15 protein-coding genes and 1 pseudogene are annotated in these 18,418 nt (G+C 69.2%); 6 read left to right on the top strand and 10 right to left on the bottom strand.

Translation table 11 applies throughout. The features are described from left to right. Positions 1-16 precede the first annotated feature (16 nt). The 5 genes and pseudogenes from Q9R22_RS06315 to Q9R22_RS06295 all read right to left on the bottom strand — a co-directional run bounded on the left by Q9R22_RS06315 (position 17) and on the right by Q9R22_RS06295 (position 4,151). Positions 17-898: a LysR family transcriptional regulator gene (locus tag Q9R22_RS06315; RefSeq protein ID WP_064847414.1), complete on the bottom strand. Its 882-nt coding sequence runs from the start codon at positions 896-898 to the stop codon at positions 17-19. A 116-nt stretch (positions 899-1,014) separates the two neighbouring features. After that, positions 1,015-1,395: pseudogene (locus Q9R22_RS06310) on the bottom strand (MFS transporter); the annotation flags it as partial. A gap of 55 nt (positions 1,396-1,450) precedes the next feature. Continuing rightward, complete coding sequence (locus tag Q9R22_RS06305; RefSeq protein WP_131332282.1) at positions 1,451-1,798, bottom strand: AMP-binding enzyme; 348 nt, start codon at positions 1,796-1,798, stop codon at positions 1,451-1,453. A 163-nt stretch (positions 1,799-1,961) separates the two neighbouring features. Then, entirely contained in the window at positions 1,962-2,363 is a 402-nt protein-coding gene (locus Q9R22_RS06300) for an AMP-binding protein (RefSeq protein ID WP_131332281.1), read from the bottom strand. Between the two features lie 78 nt (positions 2,364-2,441). Continuing rightward, positions 2,442-4,151, bottom strand: a complete 1,710-nt coding sequence (locus Q9R22_RS06295) for a long-chain-fatty-acid--CoA ligase (protein WP_131332280.1) — start codon at positions 4,149-4,151, stop codon at positions 2,442-2,444. 156 nt (positions 4,152-4,307) lie between these two features. On the opposite strand from Q9R22_RS06295, the gene Q9R22_RS06290 reads away from it, so the two are divergent. The 6 genes from Q9R22_RS06290 (at position 4,308) to Q9R22_RS06265 (ending at position 11,196) form a co-directional block, all read left to right on the top strand. Beyond that, complete coding sequence (locus tag Q9R22_RS06290) at positions 4,308-5,273, top strand: hypothetical protein (protein WP_131332279.1); 966 nt, start codon at positions 4,308-4,310, stop codon at positions 5,271-5,273. 63 nt (positions 5,274-5,336) lie between these two features. Beyond that, on the top strand, positions 5,337-6,053 hold the full coding sequence (locus tag Q9R22_RS06285) for a response regulator transcription factor (protein WP_085106122.1): 717 nt from the start codon (positions 5,337-5,339) through the stop codon (positions 6,051-6,053). A 19-nt stretch (positions 6,054-6,072) separates the two neighbouring features. Next, positions 6,073-7,380: a sensor histidine kinase gene (locus Q9R22_RS06280; protein WP_242670571.1), complete on the top strand. Its 1,308-nt coding sequence runs from the start codon at positions 6,073-6,075 to the stop codon at positions 7,378-7,380. Beyond that, positions 7,377-8,402 carry a hypothetical protein gene (locus Q9R22_RS06275; protein WP_131332278.1) on the top strand — a complete coding sequence of 342 codons (1,026 nt, stop codon included), beginning with the start codon at positions 7,377-7,379 and terminating at the stop codon, positions 8,400-8,402. The genes Q9R22_RS06280 and Q9R22_RS06275 overlap by 4 nt, the downstream gene beginning before the upstream one ends. Before the next feature lie 876 nt (positions 8,403-9,278). Next, a complete protein-coding gene (locus Q9R22_RS06270) occupies positions 9,279-9,443 on the top strand; it encodes a hypothetical protein (protein ID WP_165489767.1) in 165 nt (54 codons plus the stop codon). Between the two features lie 1,087 nt (positions 9,444-10,530). After that, on the top strand, positions 10,531-11,196 hold the full coding sequence (locus Q9R22_RS06265; protein ID WP_131332277.1) for a DNA-3-methyladenine glycosylase I: 666 nt from the start codon (positions 10,531-10,533) through the stop codon (positions 11,194-11,196). A gap of 3 nt (positions 11,197-11,199) precedes the next feature. Here Q9R22_RS06265 and Q9R22_RS06260 read toward each other — a convergent pair whose 3' ends face one another. The 5 genes from Q9R22_RS06260 to Q9R22_RS06240 form a co-directional block, all read right to left on the bottom strand. Next, positions 11,200-12,774: a dihydrolipoamide acetyltransferase family protein gene (locus Q9R22_RS06260; RefSeq protein ID WP_131332276.1), complete on the bottom strand. Its 1,575-nt coding sequence runs from the start codon at positions 12,772-12,774 to the stop codon at positions 11,200-11,202. Between the two features lie 54 nt (positions 12,775-12,828). After that, entirely contained in the window at positions 12,829-13,803 is a 975-nt protein-coding gene (locus Q9R22_RS06255) for an alpha-ketoacid dehydrogenase subunit beta (protein WP_131332275.1), read from the bottom strand. After that, positions 13,800-14,981 (bottom strand): thiamine pyrophosphate-dependent enzyme, encoded by a 1,182-nt coding sequence (locus tag Q9R22_RS06250; protein ID WP_064847425.1) that lies wholly within the window; start codon positions 14,979-14,981, stop codon positions 13,800-13,802. The genes Q9R22_RS06255 and Q9R22_RS06250 overlap by 4 nt, the downstream gene beginning before the upstream one ends. A 94-nt stretch (positions 14,982-15,075) precedes the next feature. Beyond that, positions 15,076-16,236, bottom strand: a complete 1,161-nt coding sequence (locus Q9R22_RS06245; protein WP_131332274.1) for a histidinol-phosphate transaminase — start codon at positions 16,234-16,236, stop codon at positions 15,076-15,078. 44 nt (positions 16,237-16,280) lie between these two features. Next, complete coding sequence (locus Q9R22_RS06240; RefSeq protein ID WP_165489839.1) at positions 16,281-18,293, bottom strand: lipase family protein; 2,013 nt, start codon at positions 18,291-18,293, stop codon at positions 16,281-16,283. Positions 18,294-18,418: the final 125 nt, after the last annotated feature.

Raw genomic sequence — 18,418 nt, 5'->3', positions numbered from 1 at the left:
GCGGGTGGTGCTCGGGTCAGTCGTGGTCGGTGACGTCCATGACGAGGTTCAGGAAATTGCCCAGCAGGGCCGAGCGGTCGTCCCGCCGCCAGGCCACGGCCATCTCGGTCACGGGGGAATCCTCGAGGCCCGCGTAAAGCACGCCCTCGAGCTGCAGCGCCCGCACGGACTCGGGGACCACGGCGATCCCGCTGCTGGCCGCGACAAACGAGAGCATGGTGGAGGTCTCGTGGGTGACCTGCGCGATGCGCAGCTGGAAGCCCGCCCGGCGGCACATCTCGGACACGGTGCGGTACACGGCCGATCCCGGCGGGTAGGACACGAAGTTCTGCTCCTGCAGTTCGTTCGCCGCCACGGGCCGCCCGGACGCCAGGGGGCTGTCGCTGGGCATGGCCACCACGAGCTTCTCCCGACCCACGATCCGGTACTCGATGTCCTGGGATGCCACGGGAGGGCGCAGGATCGCGGCGTCGAGCGTGTGGTCCCGCAGTCCTGCCTCCATGGCCGGCGTCAGCATCTCGCCCTGCAGGGTGAGGGAGACCCCGGGCAGCTGCTCCTTGGCGTGGCGCACGAGCCGCGGCATGACGCTGTAGGTGGCCGAGCCCGAGAAGCCCACGCGCAGCACCCCGGTGGCGCCGTTGCCCACCTGGTAGACGTCCGCCTTGAGCGTCTCCACCTCGTTGATGATCTGGCGTCCGCGGTCCAGCAGCTCCTGTCCGGCCGGGGTCAGGTCCACGCGCCGGGTCGTGCGGTCCAGCAGTTTGACGCCGAGCTGTTCCTCGAGCTGACGGATCTGTTGCGACAACGGCGGTTGCGCCATGTGCAAGCGTTTGGCGGCACGGCCGAAGTGCCGCTCCTCCGCCACTGCGATGAAGTAGTTGAGTTGTCGAAGCTCCATGGTTCTCCCCGGTCCCCGTCCGCCACCTTGATATGGAGTTTAGCCATAATCACAGGGATTAGAAATAGATATTGTCAGAATTTGACGACGCCGAAGTGCACGCCGGCGGAATCCGGGATGCCCTGAAATACGCGCAGCAGGATGAGCAGGATCGCACCCCACGAACCGATGCTCGCGGAGGACGGGATCAGCCCGATCAGCGTGGAGCCGATACCCATGACGAACATGGGCAGGATGAGCATCTTCTTCCGGCCCAGTTTGTCCCCGAAGTGACCGAAGATCGCACCGCCCAGGGGCCGCGCGAGGTAACCCGCGGCGAACGTCCCGTAGGAGGCGATCACGCCGGCCACCGGGTCCAGGTCCTGGAAGAACACGTGCGGGAACACCAGCGCGGAGTCGGAGGCGTAGAGCAGGAAGTCGTCGTATTCGATGGTGGAGCCAAGGTAGCTGGAGAGGATCACGCGGCGCGCTTCCCTGTCCTGCGACCTGCGATCCATGGGCCGTAGCTCGGTCCCCGGGGGCGGTGGTTGATGACATGGTGGTTCCTCGGGATCAGGCGCGTTCGCGCAGGACGTTCTTCTGGATCTTGCCCGTGGTGGTGCGCGGCAGTTCGGCCACGACCTCCACCCGAGCGGGAAGCTTGTAGGTGGCCAGCCCCTCGCGCAGCCGGGTGAGGATCTCGTTCCCGCTCAGCTCGGGGGCGTCCTCGAACAGCACGACGAACGCGCGGCCGGTCTCGCCCCAACGCCCGTCCGGCACACCGATCACGGCCGCTTCCTGGATCTCCTCGAGACCCGGCAGGGCGTTCTCCACCTCCGCGGGGTACACGTACTCCCCGCCCGAGATGTACACGTCCTTCATGCGGTCCTTGATGTAGAGGTACCCGTCCTCGTCCTCCACGGCGATGCCCCCGGAGTCACCACGTCCGGGGTGCGGAACTGACGGTGGATGATAATGGTCCCGCCCAGCATGAATGTGGGCAGCGTCATCATGTTCAGCCCGGCAATGTGGAACAGGGGCGCCACGGCCAGGTGGTCCTCGTCCTGGCGCAGGTCCTGACAGATCAGGGTGTTGACGTACTGGTAGAAGAGGTTGTCTGGTGCGTGAGCGTGGCACCCTCGGGCCGGCCCGTGGTCCCGGACGTGTACATGATCAGGGCCAGGTCGTCCTGCTCCACCGGTTCGTCCACGAGCTCCTCGGAACCGGAGGCCAGGAACCGCTCGTACTCCTCCCCGGGTCCGCCGCCGTCCACACTCACCCAGGAGCGCACGCCGGTCAGTTCGGCCTCCAGGCCCGCAGCATTCTCGCGTTGGTCTTGCCCGAAGACCACTGTGGTGGCACCGCAGTCGCCCAGAATGTATTCCACTTCCGCCTGCCGCAGCCGGGGTTTCACCAGGACTGCGGCCGCCCCGATCGATTTCGCGGCGAAGAACGTCTCCAGCAGGGCGGGGTGGTTGAACCCCATGTACGCCACCCGGCCCCCGTGGCGCACGCCCGTTCGGCAGGAGTTGTTCCGACCGAGCTGATCCCGGCCGATGAGGTGTCAGGAGTCCAACAGGTTGTTCTTGATGATGTCCTGCTTGACCGCTCGCCGCAGGGTCTTACCGAGCATCGTGCGGGGCAGGTCATCCATGGCCACGATCCGGCGCGGCACCTTGTAGCGGGTGACCTTGTCGTAGCAATGCTTGCGCAGGGCGTCCTCATCTAGGGTGACCCCGGGTTCCAGCACGACCGCCGCAACCACGGTCTCGTTGCCGTCGTCGTTGGGGATGCCCACCACGGCCGCGTCCGCGACACTGTCGTGCAGTTTCAGGGCGGTCTCCACCTCGGTGGGGGCCACGTTGAAGCCGCCGGTGATCACCACTTCCTTGATCCGGTCCACCACGCGCAGGAAGCCGTCCTGGTCCACCGTCACGATGTCACCGGTGCGCAGCCAGCCGTCCTCCGTGAACAGCTTCGCAGTCTCCTCGGGGCGCTTCCAGTAGCCCTGCGTGACCTGGGGGCCCCTGACCAGCAGCTCACCCTCCGCGTCCACGGGAACGTCCTCACCCGTCTCCGGATCCACCATGCGCACGTCCGTGCTGGGGAAGGGGATGCCGATCGAACCCGAACGGCGGTGCTCGTTGAGGGGGTTGCACGCGACCAACGGGGAACACTCGGTGAGGCCGTAGCCTTCGATCAGCACCCCGCCCGTGGCGTCCTCCCACGTCTCGACCAGGGGCACGGGCAAGGTCATGGCTCCGGACACCGCCACCCGGATGCCGGTGAGATCCTTCCCCTGCTCAGCGGCGGCGTCGAGCACCTTCTGGTACACGGGCGGGACGGCCGGCAGCACCGTGGGCATGCTCTTCTTCATGGCCCGCAGGATGAGGTCCGCGCGCACGGTGGGGAACAGGACGAGCTTAGCGCCCAGGGACATCGCGAACGTGACACCCAGGGTCAGCCCGAAGGCATGGAACAGGGGCAGCACGCCGTAGACGACCTCGTCGGACGAGCTGTCCAACCAGTGCTGGCCCATCACGGCGTTGGACTCCAGATTGCGGTGGCTCAGCATGGCGCCCTTGGGCAGGCCCGTGGTCCCGGACGTGTACTGCAGCAGGGCGATGTCCGTGGCCGCGGGCCGGGGGTGGTCCTCACGGATCGGGTCGGAGTCCACGAGGGACTTCCACGCGATGGTCCCCGGGGCCGGCTGGGTGAGCTCTCGGCGCTGCTCGGCGAGCTTCTTGAGTGGCAGGCGCAGTCCCACGCGCATCATCGTGGGCATGCTCGCGGTGATGTCCACGGCCACGACGTGCTCGACGGCCAGGTCCTTGGGCATCCCGGTGATCCTCGCGGCGACCTTGTCCCACGCGATCACCACGCGCGCACCGTGGTCCTCGAACTGGTGGCGCAGTTCCGGGGTCGTGTACAGCGGGTTGTGTTCCACCACGATGGCCCCGAGCCGCAGGGCGGCGTAGAAGGCCACGATGTGCTGGGGGCAGTTGGGCAGCACGATGGCCACGCGGTCCCCGGCCTGCACGCCCAGCCGCCGCAGTCCTTCCGCGACCCGTCGCACCTGGTCACCGAGCTGCGCGTACGTCATTCCCGCGCCGAAGAACTCGACCGCCGTCTTCGCGCCGTGGCGGGCCACCGATTTCTCGAGCATGTGCACCAGGGAGGTCTCGGGCAGCTCCAGGTCTCGGGGAACGCCGGGGTCGTAGCTCGCCGTCCACGGGCGGGTCGCCAGGAAGTCTCGGGAATTCGTCTCAGCCATGTCAGCGAGGCTACCGTCCCGCCCATCCCGCCGTGGGACATTCGCCCGCGTCCCACGACGACGTCGCACCCGGCGCCCCGGACCCGTCCCATAGTCCCGGTCTCGATAGACTTCTGGGGACCCGCCACCGGAATCCCCGCCGAATCGAGGCCCTCCATGTCCCCCTCCACCGCTCGCGATCCTCTCGATGACGGCAACGCACCCTGGACCGAGCCGACCTCCCGGGTGAGCCCCGCCGGCGATACTCAGGCCACGCGCCCCCTCCCCCGTCCCGGGGTCCGGCACGACGACGCCGCGGCCGGCGACACCGCCGCCCTGCCGTCGGTCTCCCCGTACGACGACGTCCGCTCCCCCACCCGGGACACGGCGCCGCGCACGGGACGCACCGGCGTCGCCTCCGGACGCCTGCACCCGCGGGACGAGCGCTCCGGCAACACGGACCCCGTGGGCGACGACCACCTCACACCCCCGAGCGAGCGGATCTCGGCCGAGGCCGCGTGGGACTCCATGCGCCCCGCGGTGCGCTCGGAGGGCTCCACCGCCGCGGCCCGGCCCACGGTGGAGGAACTGCGGCGGCGGCAGCGCCAGCACTTCGGCGGTATGCAACTGATCCCCGGGGTGTTGGGACTGCTCACGGCCATCTCACTGGGTGGCCTGTTGCTCACGCTCGCCGGGCTGCTGGGACCCCAGCTGGGCCTGGACGTGACCCGGGGAGCGGGCGACACCCTGGCCCGGGCATGGCAGGCGCCGGGGGCGGCGCAGTCGTGGATCGCCGTCGCCGTCCTGGGCGTCGTGGAACTGCTCTCGATGATCGCGGGAGGGTACGTGGCCGGGCGCATGGCGCGCTTCTCGGGGGTCGCCCAGGGCGTGAGCGTGTGGCTGTGGTCCCTGCTGGCGCGCGCCGTCGCCTCGGTCGTGGTGTGGCTGTGGGCCGACGCCGCCACGGCGGCCGGTCCCCGCTGGGTCGCGCAGGAGCTGATCGGGAGCGATGTGGGAATGGGGCTCATCGCGCTCGGGGGTCTCGTGCTGCTGGGACTCGCGGGCGCGATCCTGGGCGGGGTGTGGGGCATGCGCTACCACCGTAAAGTGGACGCCTGGACGGTTTCGAATGCAATAAGCTAGTAGACTTCCGTTCTGTCGAGGGCCTGGGCTGGGTCCTCACTGGGGAGTACGGAGGAACTTTCTATGCCTTCAACACTCGTCGCCGTAGTCGACGATCATGAAGTGGTCCGTGAAGGCGTGCGTCTGGTGTCCATGACATCGCTCGCGGACGTCAAGCTCGTGGGGTCATCGGATTCCGTGTCCACCCTGCTGGACCAGTTGGGCCGGGACCCGGAGAATCCCGCCCTCACCGCGCAGGGCTCGAAACGCATCGAGTGCGACGTCGTCCTGCTGGACCTGTCCCTGGCGGACAAGTCACGCCCGGCGGGCAACGTGGAACGGTTACGCAGCGCCGGGATGAAGGTGCTGATCTTCAGCATCGGCGAGAACGCCGGGTTGATCCGCGAGGCGCTGCGCGCCGGCGCCCTGGGGTTGGTGCGCAAATCGGACCCGCTCGAGCACGCCATCGAGGAGGCGCGGGCGATCGCGGACGGCAAACCCGTGATCACCAAGGAACTGGCCGCGGCCATCGACGGGGACGTCGAGTTCTCCCGCGCCGCCCTGTCCCCGCGCGAACGCGAGACCCTGCGCCTGTACGCCTCTGGGTTCGCCCAGGTGCAGGTCGCCCGCCGCATGGGGATCAAGCAGTCCGCGGTGAAGACCAACATCGACCGGATCCGTGAGAAGTACGCGCGGATCGGGCGCCCGGCCCCCACCAAGATCGACCTGCGGATCCGCGCGATCGAGGACGGTCTCGTGGACCCCGAGGACGACGTGACGAGCGCCGAGAAGAAGCTGTGATTCCCCCACCGGACACCCCGTGATCCTGCTGGGGAGGTCACCGGAGGGCCGGGCCCGCTCCTACCGGACGGTCAACACGCGGTTGCGGTGGAAGCGCTTCTTCGCGACCACCGCCCCTGACGAGCTCGGGCTGAACACCTACCGCGCCCACTGGTTCGCGATGATCGGCTTCGGCGTGTTCGCCGTGACCCATCTGATCGAGGCGCTGCCCATCTTCGCGCAACAGCAGCACTCCCTCCACGGGTGGTACACGATCTTCCTGTTGGCGCTCGCGGTGCTCACCGGCCTCACCCTGTTCTACGGGTTGCGTCATTCCGTGCGCCCCTGGGTGTTCCTGGCCTACACGGCCGTGGTCTCCGCGGCCATCCTGGCCCTGCCGTTCGCGTGGACGGGTGAGCCCATGCCCCAGAACCCCTGGATCTCGGGGTTCATCATCCTGGCGGTGGGAGCGGCGGCGGTGCTGTGGAGCCCCACGGCCGCCATCCTGTACATGATCATGAACGAGGGCGTGTACGCCCTGATCTCCGCCCTGCTCATCACCGCGGAGCCCATCCCGGAGTCATTGCTCACGGCGGGACTCTCCCGCATGGTGTTCAGCCTCATGCTCGTGGTGGTCCTCACCGCCGGCAAGCACGGTGTCGAGCGCATGGACATCGCCTACGCCGAGGCCTTGTCGCAGACGCTCGCGCTGCGGCGCAGCCGTTCGGAGACCGCCGACCAGGAGCGGATCGACCGGTTGATCCACGACAACGTGATGGCCGCCCTGCTGGACGCGTCCCGCACCCGGGGTGTCCTACCCAAGCGCACGCGCCAGCTCGCCGCACGGGCCCTGGACATCCTGGCCGAGGAGTCCGACCGCTCCTCCGCGAACCACACCGTGATGGTCCACGTGCTCATGGACGAGCTCATGGAGGCCCTCGCCCCGTGGCGCGCGCGCGTGCGATTCACCAACCTGCGGGCACCCATGCGGCCCGTGGGCGAACCGCGAGTATTCGTTCCCGCGGACGTGGCGCACGGTTTGACCCAGGCCGTGACGGAAGCGGTGTCCAACAGCGCCCGGCACTCGGGCAGTGAGTACACGACCGTGTCGATGGAGGGTGAGCTGTGCCCCGCCAGCGTGACCAATCCCGAGGGCTTCTTCCTGCGGTTCACGATCAGTGACGACGGCCGGGGCTTCAACTACCACGACGTCCCCAACCGGCGGCTCGGGGTGCGCGTGTCCATCGTGGAGAACCTTGAGTCCATCGGCGGACGAGTGTCCCTGGACACCGCACCGGGGCGTGGGACGCGTGTGACGCTGGTGTGGCCCAAGGACGTGACGGCATGAGCGGGTCCACGCGCGCGGTCTTCGCCCACCGCTACATGCGCTTCATCCTGCTGGCGGCATTCTGCGCACCCTTCGTGGCCGCCGTGGGCTACCTCCAGGATTCCATCCGACCCGAGCAGTTGGCCGTGTCCGTGGTGAACTACGCGCTGGCCGGGTCCATCATCGCGCTACCCCGCTGGGACGGTTCCCAGTTCCCCCTGCTCCCCACCGCGTTGACGTCCGTCCTGTTCCTGGTGGCCGCTCAGCAGGGCTACGCCGCGACCCCCGTGACGCTGCAGGCGGGACAGACCCCGTGGTTCCATCTCGGGTTTATCGCCCTGTTGTTCGGCTTGGGGATGCGACGCCGCCCCGGCTGGGCCTTCGCGGTGTGGCTCGGTGTCACGGTGTTGTCCGTGAGCCGGTGGCCCGTGGTCAACGGGGTGATCATGCCCATCGAGGCATATCACGTGGTAGGCATCGCCGTGGTGCTCGTGACGTGGATGGTCGAGCGGCAGTACGACTTCTTCATGCGGCGCAGACAGGACACCCAGCGCCTACTGGCCACCGCGCGCAGCCGCGACGAGGCCGAGAAGGGGATGCGCTACGCCTCCAACCGGCGGGTGGACGAGGTCCGCCGGTTGGCCGGTGGGCTGCTGGAGCAGATCGCCAAGGATTCCTCCGAGGTGACCGACTACGACGTCCAGCAGTTCCGCCTCACCGAGGCCCAACTGCGGGACAGCATCCGCGGTCGCTCCATCGCGACGCCCTACATCCTGGAGCTCACCCGCGCGGCACGTGCCCGGGGGATCACCGTGGACATCCTGGACGAGCGCGGCAGTGCTCCGTCGCCCGAGGTTCTGGAAGCCACCGCGCAGCAGCTCTCGGCGATCCTCGCGGACGCCCGCTCCGGCGCCGTGACCGTGCGGGCCCTGCCCCCGGGTGACCCCACCGCGGTGTTCATCGTCCACGACTCCCAGGACCCGGACGCCGATCCCGTGGCCGTGGAGATCGCGGACGGCACGGGGGCCGTTTCCGTTTTCTGAACCCGGATGCCTCGAGCGTGCATTCCGCACGACGACGCCGCGGCGCTGCGTCTCCCGGTCAGGCCACGCAGAAGCTGATGCTGGGAATGGCGAGGAATTCCCACCCGCCCGCGACCGGCGCCGTATAGGTGAAGGTCAGGGACGAGAACCGCGATGTCGTATTCGTGCTCCTGACGTTCCGTACCGTTTTCGTCTGTGAACTCACGTACTCCGCCGAACGAAAAAAGGTGGCGCCCGCAGCACCCCTCGTCGCGTTGGCGGACGGCGGGTTCCCCTGCGAGATGGCTGTGCCCGTCAGCCCGTTCGCGTCCGTACCCACCGCGAATTGGGAAAAGCTGTAGTTGTAGCACCCCCCTGACGGGACCGGACACCGCGTATCCGGGGGCCAGGGCACTCGTTATGATGACCGGCGTGCTCCACGCGATCCCTTTCGCAAGGGTTCGACGCGACAGGGTGTGGGGTGTGTTTTCGGCGGGGGGGGGGACCGACGCGGGTGACTCACTTTCTCGGTCGTGGCAGCCGGGGGCATCGAGGGGGCAGCCGTTCCACGCGAGAGATTACATCCTCCACCGCCAACATCCCGCCTGGTCATCGGAAGACATCCCGGGTGCAACTACCCGGCCGCGCCCGGAGCGGAGTAGGTTCGCAGGGAGGGACGGCGTGCCGTCCAGACCGTTTCCGGCCCTGAGGAGGACCCGTGACCGACCAGCAACCCGTTCTGATCAGCGATGCCCAGGTCTCGACGGGACGGGTGACGAACTAGCCGCGCGGCTCCTGGTCACCGGGTCGAAGATCTGCGAGGCCTCCGAGGAACCGCCTACCGCGTCCGACGGCGCACGCCGGATCGACGCCGACGGCCGCGCTCTCATGCCCGGCATGTCGGATGCGCACTGGCACATGATCTTCGCCCCCAACAGGATGGACACCATGCTCGAGGCGGGCACGGGGCTGATGTACGCCCATGCCGTCGCCGAGGCCGACTCCACGCTCCTGCGGGGTTGCAACCACGGTGCGCGACGTCGGAGCCCACGTTCGGGCTGAGGAAGGCCATCGACGCGGGATCCCTCCCGGGGCCGAGGGTCTTCCCCCGCGGTGCGCTGATCTCCCAGACGGCGGGACACGGAGATGCCAGCCCCGCGTACGCCGCGCCGGTCACCCTGGGCGGGAGGCCTTCCCGTTTCTAGGAGGTCAGTGCGGTCGTGCAGACCACAGCGGACTGGGGAACGTACGTGTGTGCGCACGTCGACAGCGTGGAAGGCATCCAGAGGGCCATCCGAGCCGGCGTGAGGTCCATCGAGCACGGTCACCTCGTGGACGAGGAGAGGTCGGACGAAATGGCACGCAAGAACGCGTGGTTGTCGCTGCAACCGTTCGATAAGGGGGACAACACCTCCCGGAGGAACAGCTCAGAAGGCCGAACCCACGTCCCACTGGGGCCGTGTGGCGCACAGTGGGCCAAGGAGCACGGGGGCGCGTGGGCGGACCTGTTGGTGGTGGACGGCAACCCGCTCGAGAACATGGTTGCAAGCCTCGGTGCCGGAAGTTCCGAATCGGCACGCGGCATTTACAGTCCCAGCGCTGCCGTTGGCAGGAACGGTTTCGTTCGGGGTCAGCGTGTACCACGTATTGTTCGCCAACCGCGCGCGCGAAACACCACTTCGGTTGCCTCAGGTGAACGACGTGTTCCGGACCCCGCACGCCCGCGCTTCATCGCTGATCCGGAACCCGAATTCCAGGGCGATTTATGTATCGAGAACTAAACCCCGGGATTCGATGTTCACGTACATGTACGTGAGCGTGAAGGTCGAGGCTGGCAGCGCCCGTCCTGGCGTGTACAACGCGCACGGGGAAATGGCCATGGCGGGGGGGGCTGCTGCGGAGGCCAGGATCACGGGGCACTCCACAGCGTTCCATGGACCACAAAGGCCCGCGCGGTTCGGATCGACCCCCCGACGGCCGGACCCCACTATGGACCGGCCCGCCCACCATGTGCCCGCCTCATCCACGACGGTCCCGCCCCGCGGCAATCGCCCTGCACAGCGCGCCCGCCGGGCGGGTTCACACGCCGGTGATACCCGGGGGCCCGCGAGCGCGGATCACAGGACACCACGCGCCCTAGCGTGCTGCCATGACGACTTCATCGGACACCACCTCGGCAGATGCCCAGGACACCTCACATTCCACACCCCACACCGCCTTCCGGGTGGTGCACTGCGGGGACGGGTTGCGGCGCTGCCCGTGGGCCGTGAGCACACCCGGGGCGCTCGCGGATCACGATTACGACTGGGGGACGGCGCCTTCGAGCGCGGACGAGTACTTCGCCACGCTCACCCTGGAACTCGTGGACTCGGGGCTGGCCAGGTGGTCGCAGTCCGCGCGCCACGGTTCGTGGTACCTCCACATGGCCGATCTCGAACCCGCCCGCGTGTCCCTGTTCGACGAGGACGACGTGGACAACCTCCTCGTCAACGCCGAACTCATCCGCAACCGCGCCAAGATCGAGGCCGTGATCCACAACGCGGAGGTGTGCCGGGACTGGGACATGGACCGGTGGCTCGCGCTGCTCGAGGAGGCCGGGGTGCCATTCCCGGGTGACGCCCCTGAAGCGGCGCCGGACAACGCGCTGGAACTCCCGGACAGTTCCACGGAGTCCCGCCGACTGTCCCAGGTGCTGCGATCCCACGGCATCGTGCTGGTGGGCCCGGTCACCGCCTACCGATGGTTGCAGCGCATCGGCCGGGCACCGGGCCACCTCGCCAGGTGCTTCCGCACGGAGCCGGGCGACGGCGGTTGAGCATCAGTCAAGCAGCAGAGCGGGTTCCTCGAGGATGCGGGCCACGTCCGCCATGAACCGCGCGGAGAGGTCACCGTCCACCACGCGGTGATCGAAGGAACCCCCCAGGGTCGTGATCCACCGCGGGATGACGTCCCCGTCCACGACCCACGGCTTCTGCTTGATGGTCCCGAAGGCCACGATGGCGGCTTCACCGGGGTTGATGATGGGGGTTCCCGTGTCGATGCCCAGCGCACCGATGTTCGTGATGGACAGCGTCCCACCCTGCATGTCCCCCGGCTGGGTGCGCCCGGCGCGTGCGGTCTGCGTCAGCTCGTGCAGCGCGATCGCCAGCTCCCGGAGGCTGAGGTCCTGCGCGTCCTTGATGTTGGGAACCAGCAGACCCCGGGGCGTGGCCGCGGCGATGCCCAGGTTCATGTAGCGCTTGATGATGATCTCGGTGTCGGTCCACGTGGCATTGACCTGCGGGTTGCGGGCGGCCGCCCAGATCACGGCCTTGGCCAGGATCAACAGCGGCGTGACCTTCACACCCTCGAAGTGCGGGGACTGCTTGAGCCGCTTGACGAACTCCATGGTCCGTGAGGCGTCCACCTCCACGAAGATCGACACGTGGGGCGCACTGAAGGCGGACTTGACCATGTTCTGGGCGGTGGCCTTGCGCACGCCCTTGACGCGGATGCGTTCCTCCCGCGCGGTGGCCGGCTGGCCGGTGTGGGTCCAGAACGTGTCCGGGCCGTCCTCCACCTCGCGCAGGTGCGCCGCGTAGGCGAGCAGGTCGCGTTTGGTGACCTGGCCGCCGTCGCCGGTGGCCTGCACGTCCGCGAGATCGATGCCCATCTCCTTGGCCGCCTTGCGCACCGGGGGCTTGGCCAGGTTCGGACGGCGCGGGATCGACGCCGACGCGGGCCCCTGTTCGGCACCCTCGTCCCGAGACTTCAACCAGGACTCCCCGCGGCCCCGGATCTTCCCGGCCTTCTCCGCGAGGTCCACGGCGGCACTTCCCAGTCCCGTGCGGGACAACCGGTCCGCCCAACCGTGCTTGCGCTCGTCGGCCGGCCCCGCGGCGTCGTCGGCGCGGGAGGTCGAGGCGCTCAGACCCTGGGGCGCCTCGGCGTCCGTGCGCATGCCCACGCGGGTACGACGCCGCCGACGCACCGGGTCCGCCTTGGGCCCCGAGCCCACGAGGGCCTTGCCCTGGGCGGAGTCCATGCTGCGCCCCGAACCGGACGTGGCGTCCTCACCGGTCGACGCGGCGGTGTCGGGCGCGGGGGCGTCGGCCAGACCGTCCTCCGGGGCGGAACCCGTGTAGCCGGGGTCAGTGGCACCGGCGGGAGCGTCGTCGGCGGAGCTCACGGAGATGATGGGCGTGCCCACCTCCACGGTGTCTCCCTCCGCGACGAGGATCTCCTGGACCGTGCCCTCGAACGGCGAGGGAAGCTCCACCACGGACTTGGCGGTCTCGATCTCCACGAGCACCTGGTTGACGGACACGGTGTCCCCCTCGGACACCTTCCAGGCCACGATGTCGGCCTCGGTCAGACCCTCACCCACGTCGGGCAGTGTGAATACCTGGGACATGACTTCTCCCTCCGGGCCACCGTGTCCGCGCCGGATCACGGTGGGGTGGATGCTCTAGTAGGCGAAGGACCGGTCGAGTGCTTCGAGCACCCGGTCCAGATCCGGAACGTAGTTCTCCTCCACGGCTGCGGGAGGATAGGGCAGATGGTAGGCGCCCACGCGCAGCACGGGAGCCTCGAGCGAGTAGAACGCACGCTCGGTGACGCGCGCGGCGATCTCCCCGCCCAAACCACCGAACGTGGGGGCCTCGTGGGCGATCACCAGGCGACCCGTCTTGCGCACGGACTCCGTGACGGTGTCGAAGTCGATGGGTGACAGGCTGCGCAGGTCGATGACCTCCACGCTGCGCCCGTCCTCCCGGGCGGCCTCGGCGGCGGCGAGCGCCACGGGCACGAGCGGTCCCCACGCCACGATCGTGGCTTCCTCACCCTCGCGGATCACAGAGGCCTTGAACGGGTCCCCCGGGGAAGTCTTCTCGTCCACCTCGCCCTTGAGCCAGTACCGGCGCTTGGGTTCGAAGATGATGACGGGGTCGTCGCACGCGATGGCCTGCTGCGACATCCAGTAGGCGTCCTGCGCGTTCGACGGCGCGAGCAAGCGCAGTCCCGCCGTGTGGGCGAACAGCGCCTCCGGGGATTCCGAGTGGTGTTCCACGGAGCCGATCACACCTCCGTACGGGATGCGGATCGTCACGGGAACCGTGAGCTGCCCGTCCGAGCGGGCGTGGATCTTGGCCAGCTGGGTCGTGATCTGGTTGAACGCCGGGAACGTGAACCCGTCGAATTGGATCTCGCACACGGGCCGGTACCCGCGTTCGGCGAGGCCCACCGCGGTGCCCACGATCCCCGCCTCACCGAGGGGTGTGTCCAGCACGCGGTGCGCACCGAACCTGGACTTTAGCCCCTCGGTCACGCGGTACACGCCGCCCAGGGAGCCGATGTCTTCCCCCATGAGCATGACCTTGGGGTTCTCCTCCATGGACCGTGCGAGCCCGGCATTGATGGCCTTGGCCACGGTCAGCTGTGTCACGCGCCGGCTCCTCGGGTGTCGTGGTCGTCCATCTCGTCCTGGGGTGCGAAGCCCGCCTGGTAGTCCAGGTACTCGGCGCGTTCGGCGTCCACCAGTGAATGCTGCTCGGCGTACGCCTTGGCGAAGGAGTCCTCGAACCGGGGCGGGGTCATGGCCAGGACGTCCGCGCGCATGCGCTGCGCGATCTCATCGTTCTCGCGCGCCACGGTCTCGAAGAACTCGTCCTCGACCCCGTGGGCGTCCCGCAAGTGGGCCCGCAGCCGGTCCACGGGATCCAGGTGACCCCACTGCTCTTCCTCGTCCCGTTCGCGGTACTTGGTGGGATCGTCCGCCGTGGTGTGGGCCCCCATGCGGTAGGTCTCCGCCTCGATCAGCACGGGCCCCTCTCCCGCGCGGATCTTCTCGAGCGCGTACCGCGTGGCCGCAACGACGCCCAGGATGTCGTTGCCGTCCACGCGCAACCCCTCGAAGCCGTAACCGGCCGCGCGCGTGGCCAGGGGCACGCGGGACTGGGTCGCGAACGGGACCGAGATGGCCCACTGGTTGTTCTGGATGAAGAACAGCACGGGGGCGTCGTAGGACGCCGCGAAGACCATGGACTCGTGGATCTCACCCTCGGTGCTCGCACCGTCCCCGAAGTACGCGATGACGGCCTCCGGGTCGGTTTCCGGCGGAGTGCCCGCATCCTGGGCGGCCTTACGGTCCAGGGCGGTTCCCATGGCGTAACCCACCGCGTGCGGGACCTGGGAGGCGAGCACCATGGTGTAGAGGTTCAGGTTGTGTTTCTCCGGGTCCCAGCCCCCGGCCGTGATGCCGCGGAACAACCGCATCAGATCGGACGGCGCCACACCGCGTTCTAAGGCCACGGCGTGTTCGCGGTAGGACGGGAAGATCCGGTCGGTGGGCAGCGTGGGCCACACAGAACCGACCTGGGCGGCCTCCTGACCCCGCAGGGGCACCCACAGCACGAGCTGGCCCTGACGCTGCAGCGAGGTACCCTCCTCGTCCACGCGCCGCGCCCCGGTCATGGAACGGTAGAGGTGCTGCAACTGTTCGACCGTGACGTCCGCGACGTACGGGGACAACAGGGCATCGTCCGCGATCGCCCCCTGTTCGTCCAGGATCTGGTGACGCGGGAGCGTGCTGGGCACGGCGCCTGCGTGGGTGCGTGATGCCATGGGTGGTGTCGGTCCTTCCGCTGTCCTCGCCTGCCGTCTCGCCACCGTCACGGCGATCCGGGCGTGCGCGGGGGTCTCGGTACTCGTAACGGTCTCAGGGCTGCCCAGGCAGGGGCATGGTGCTGGGGTGCGGGAACGCGGCGCACAGTTCCAGGAACCGGGTGTTCGCCTCGGGCTCCCCGAAACTCACGCGCACCCCTTCCGCACCGAAACGCCGCACGGACAGGGCGTGCTGATCGCACAGCTGGGAGAACGCTTCGCTGTGCTCCCCGAGGGGAAGCCACACGAAGTTCGCCTGGGTGGGCGGGTACTGCCACCCCAGGTCGTCGAGTCCGCGCAGCACGCGCTCCCGTTCGTCCACGACCCGCTGGACCCGTTCCTCGACCTGGTCGATGTTCGTGAGGGACGCGATCGCAGCGAGCTGGGCCACCTCCGTGACACTGAACGCCGGCGCGCTCTGGCGCAGGTACTGCGTGACCTCTTGCTGGGCCACGGTGTAACCCACCCGCAGCCCGGCCAGACCGTGGGCCTTGGAGAACGTGCGCAGGGAGACCACATTGGGGTGATCACGGTAGAGCTCGATGCCGTCGGCCAGGCCCTCGGCGCGCTGGAACTCCCAGTACGCCTCGTCCACGACGACCACCACGTGGGACGGGACCCGCTTCAGGAACTCGCGCACGGCGTCGTCACGCAGGCTGGGGCCCGTGGGGTTGTTGGGGGTGCACAGCAGGATGACCCGCGTGCGGTCGGTGACGGCGCGGGCCATCGCGTCAAGATCGTGCGAGCCGTCCGGGAGGTTGGGCACCTGCACGCCGAGCGCGCCGGCCAGACCCACCGAGATCGGATACGCCTCGAACGAGCGCCACGCGTGGATCACCTCGTCCGGGCGACCGTCCTCCCCGGAACCGGCGAAGGCCGCGAGCAGTTGGTTGAGTGCGCCCAGGCTGCCCGCACCGGCCACGACGTCCTGCGCAGGGACGTCCAGGTACTGCGCCAGGGCCTCACGCAGGGCGCTCGCGGCGGGATCCGGATAGCGGTTGTAGGCGTCGAAGGACGCGAGCGCCTCCCGCACGGCCGGAACGGGACCGAAGGGGTTCTCGTTGGATGCCAACTTGTAGGCCACGAGACCGGGGATCTCGGCGGCCGGCTTGCCCGCGGCGTACGCGGGGAGCTTGCCGAGTGCCGCCCGCGGCGTGACGCGCGTGGTCCGCTGCGGTGACCCCTGCGATCCGGGAGCGGGCGTGGAAGTTTCCATAGCTGCCATGCTAACGCCAGGGACCGCCCCACTTCGTCGGTGCGTCAGTGTTCCTCCCGTCCCTCGTAGACGTACGTTTCGGTGCGCGTCCCGGGCCCATGGGGCACCGCGTCCGCGAGCCGCTGCTCATGGGCCACCACGACCGGGTGCCGCGAATCGGTGATCCCCTGGGCGCCCACCGTGTACACGTACATCTCATGCGCCCCGATCCCCCTGAGCCCCTGCTTCAGGGTCAGCGCATCCTGATAGGGGGTGTTCACGCGCACCGTGGATCGGTGGTCGGCATCCGGGTTGGGCACGCCGTCCAGGGTGGGCACGACGTCGTCCACGTGTTCCACCGCCATCACGGACGTGCCCTCGGGGATCTCGAAGTCCCCCACGGGCGAACCGAACGTGGTGACCGCGGCGACGTCATAACGCTCACGGAACGCACGGTTGGCAGCCAGCCCCGCGGCGTCGATCCCGCCCAGGCTGTGGCCCGTGAGCACCACGGCGTCCCCGGAGCGGATGCCCGCGTCCTGCAGCGCCTGCACGGCCATGCGCTGCGCCTGGGGCAGCTCGGTGAGTGCGGCGTCCGGTTGCGCCGTGATGCCCTGCCCGATCCCCTTCAGATCATGCACGCCGGGACTGTCCTCCCACTTCTCGGTCCCGGTCAGCACCACGGAGTACGCCGTCCTCCCGTTCCCGTCCGTGGCCTTCTGCACCATGACCGTGCTGTTCTCGACCTGCGCCCCGTCCGGGCCCGCGCCCGAGACGATGTTCTTGGCGTCCTTGAGCGCCGCGGCGGTCCCCGCGAGCGTGGTGGGCACGGCTCCCGCGTGCCGCACCCCGGCCGGAAGCGGTCGCTCGGGCATGCCCGTCATGTGGTGGCGGGCCGCGTTCGCGGCGGTCACCCCGGTGAACACCTCCCGGCGTGCCTCACGTAACGCGCGCGGGGCGAGCACCGGTCGCAGGGCAGCCGGCACACCGCGGTCGAAGGCCTCTGCCGGGGTCAACCGGCGCCCCTTGCGATACGGCGTGTACCACGCGATGCCCGCCAGAGAAACCGACAGCACGGCGGCCGAGGCGGGCGCGAGCATGGCCCCGAGCACCCCGGGTTCCTCCCCCGCTGCATCCCGCCACGGGTCGCCCGCACCCCCAGTGGTTTTCTCGGACCTGCCGTACGCGGTGAGCAACCCCACGGCCAGCGCTCGCGCGTGCTGGCCCAGCGTTAAGGGCCTCGGCGCCGACGACGCCGCACCGCCGGTTCTCCCGCCCAGCTCCGCCGCGACAGCGCCGGGCCCTGGTGCGTCCGCACCGGCTCCCGGAACGGTGTGGGACCCGGAGGCACTCCCGCCGGGCACGACGGGGTACTGAAGCAGCCCATCCATGAGATCGTCCAGGCCAGGCCCGCGGATGAGGGCGTCGGTCCCGCGCGGACCACCTCCCCGGATGAGGAGCCCGTACTGCCACGGCTGGACCCGCTCGAGGAACTCGTGCGGTGAGTCGATCCCCGCGCGAGCCAGGGCGACGTCCAGGTCTTCCAGGGTCCGACCGCATTCCCGGGCCAGAGGGCGGGTCACACCGTGCAGTGGCAAGCCCCACACCGGCCCCGCCAGGAGGGACGTCAAGGCCCTCTCCACGGTCTCGTAGTTCTGCCGCGCGAGAACCAGTCGCGCGGCAGAGGCCTCCAGTGCGGCGATCTGCGCGAGCAGGTCGCGGCTCACGAGATCGGCGAGCGCCCCCGCACCCGCCAGGGACGGTTGCCCCGTGAGGGACCACAGGTGCAGTTCGGCGGTGACCGGGACGAGCCCGGCGAGGACGCCGCCCACGGTCTCGACCACCGCGGTGAGCGAGCCCTCGATCCCCGAGATGACGTCCGTGTCCACCATGACCGCGGTGCCGCCCGGGACGCCACCTGAGACCTCCATGCTGGTTCTCGCGCCCTCCGCGGCGGCTGCGACCCGTTCCGGGTCCGCGTGGCCGTCCGGCGCGGGGCGTTCCCCGGAACCAGGGGTGAACAGTTCGCTCTGGAGGTCCTCGGCCCGTCCGTGGACCTCGGTCACGCCGTGTTCCATGCTCACGGCAGTGTCCCGCGGAGACGAGGCGGCCGCATCTTCCGCAACCGGCACGGCGGCGGGGCCACCTCCCGCCACCGGCACGGCCGACCTCCCGGCCTGTTCCTCACCCACGGCTGGCACAG

The sequence above is a fragment of the Kocuria sp. PD6 genome (genome assembly GCF_031844145.1).
In the GTDB taxonomy this organism is placed as follows: Bacteria; Actinomycetota; Actinomycetes; order Actinomycetales; family Micrococcaceae; genus Kocuria; species Kocuria marina.
This window is presented reverse-complemented; position numbering and strand designations above follow the sequence as displayed.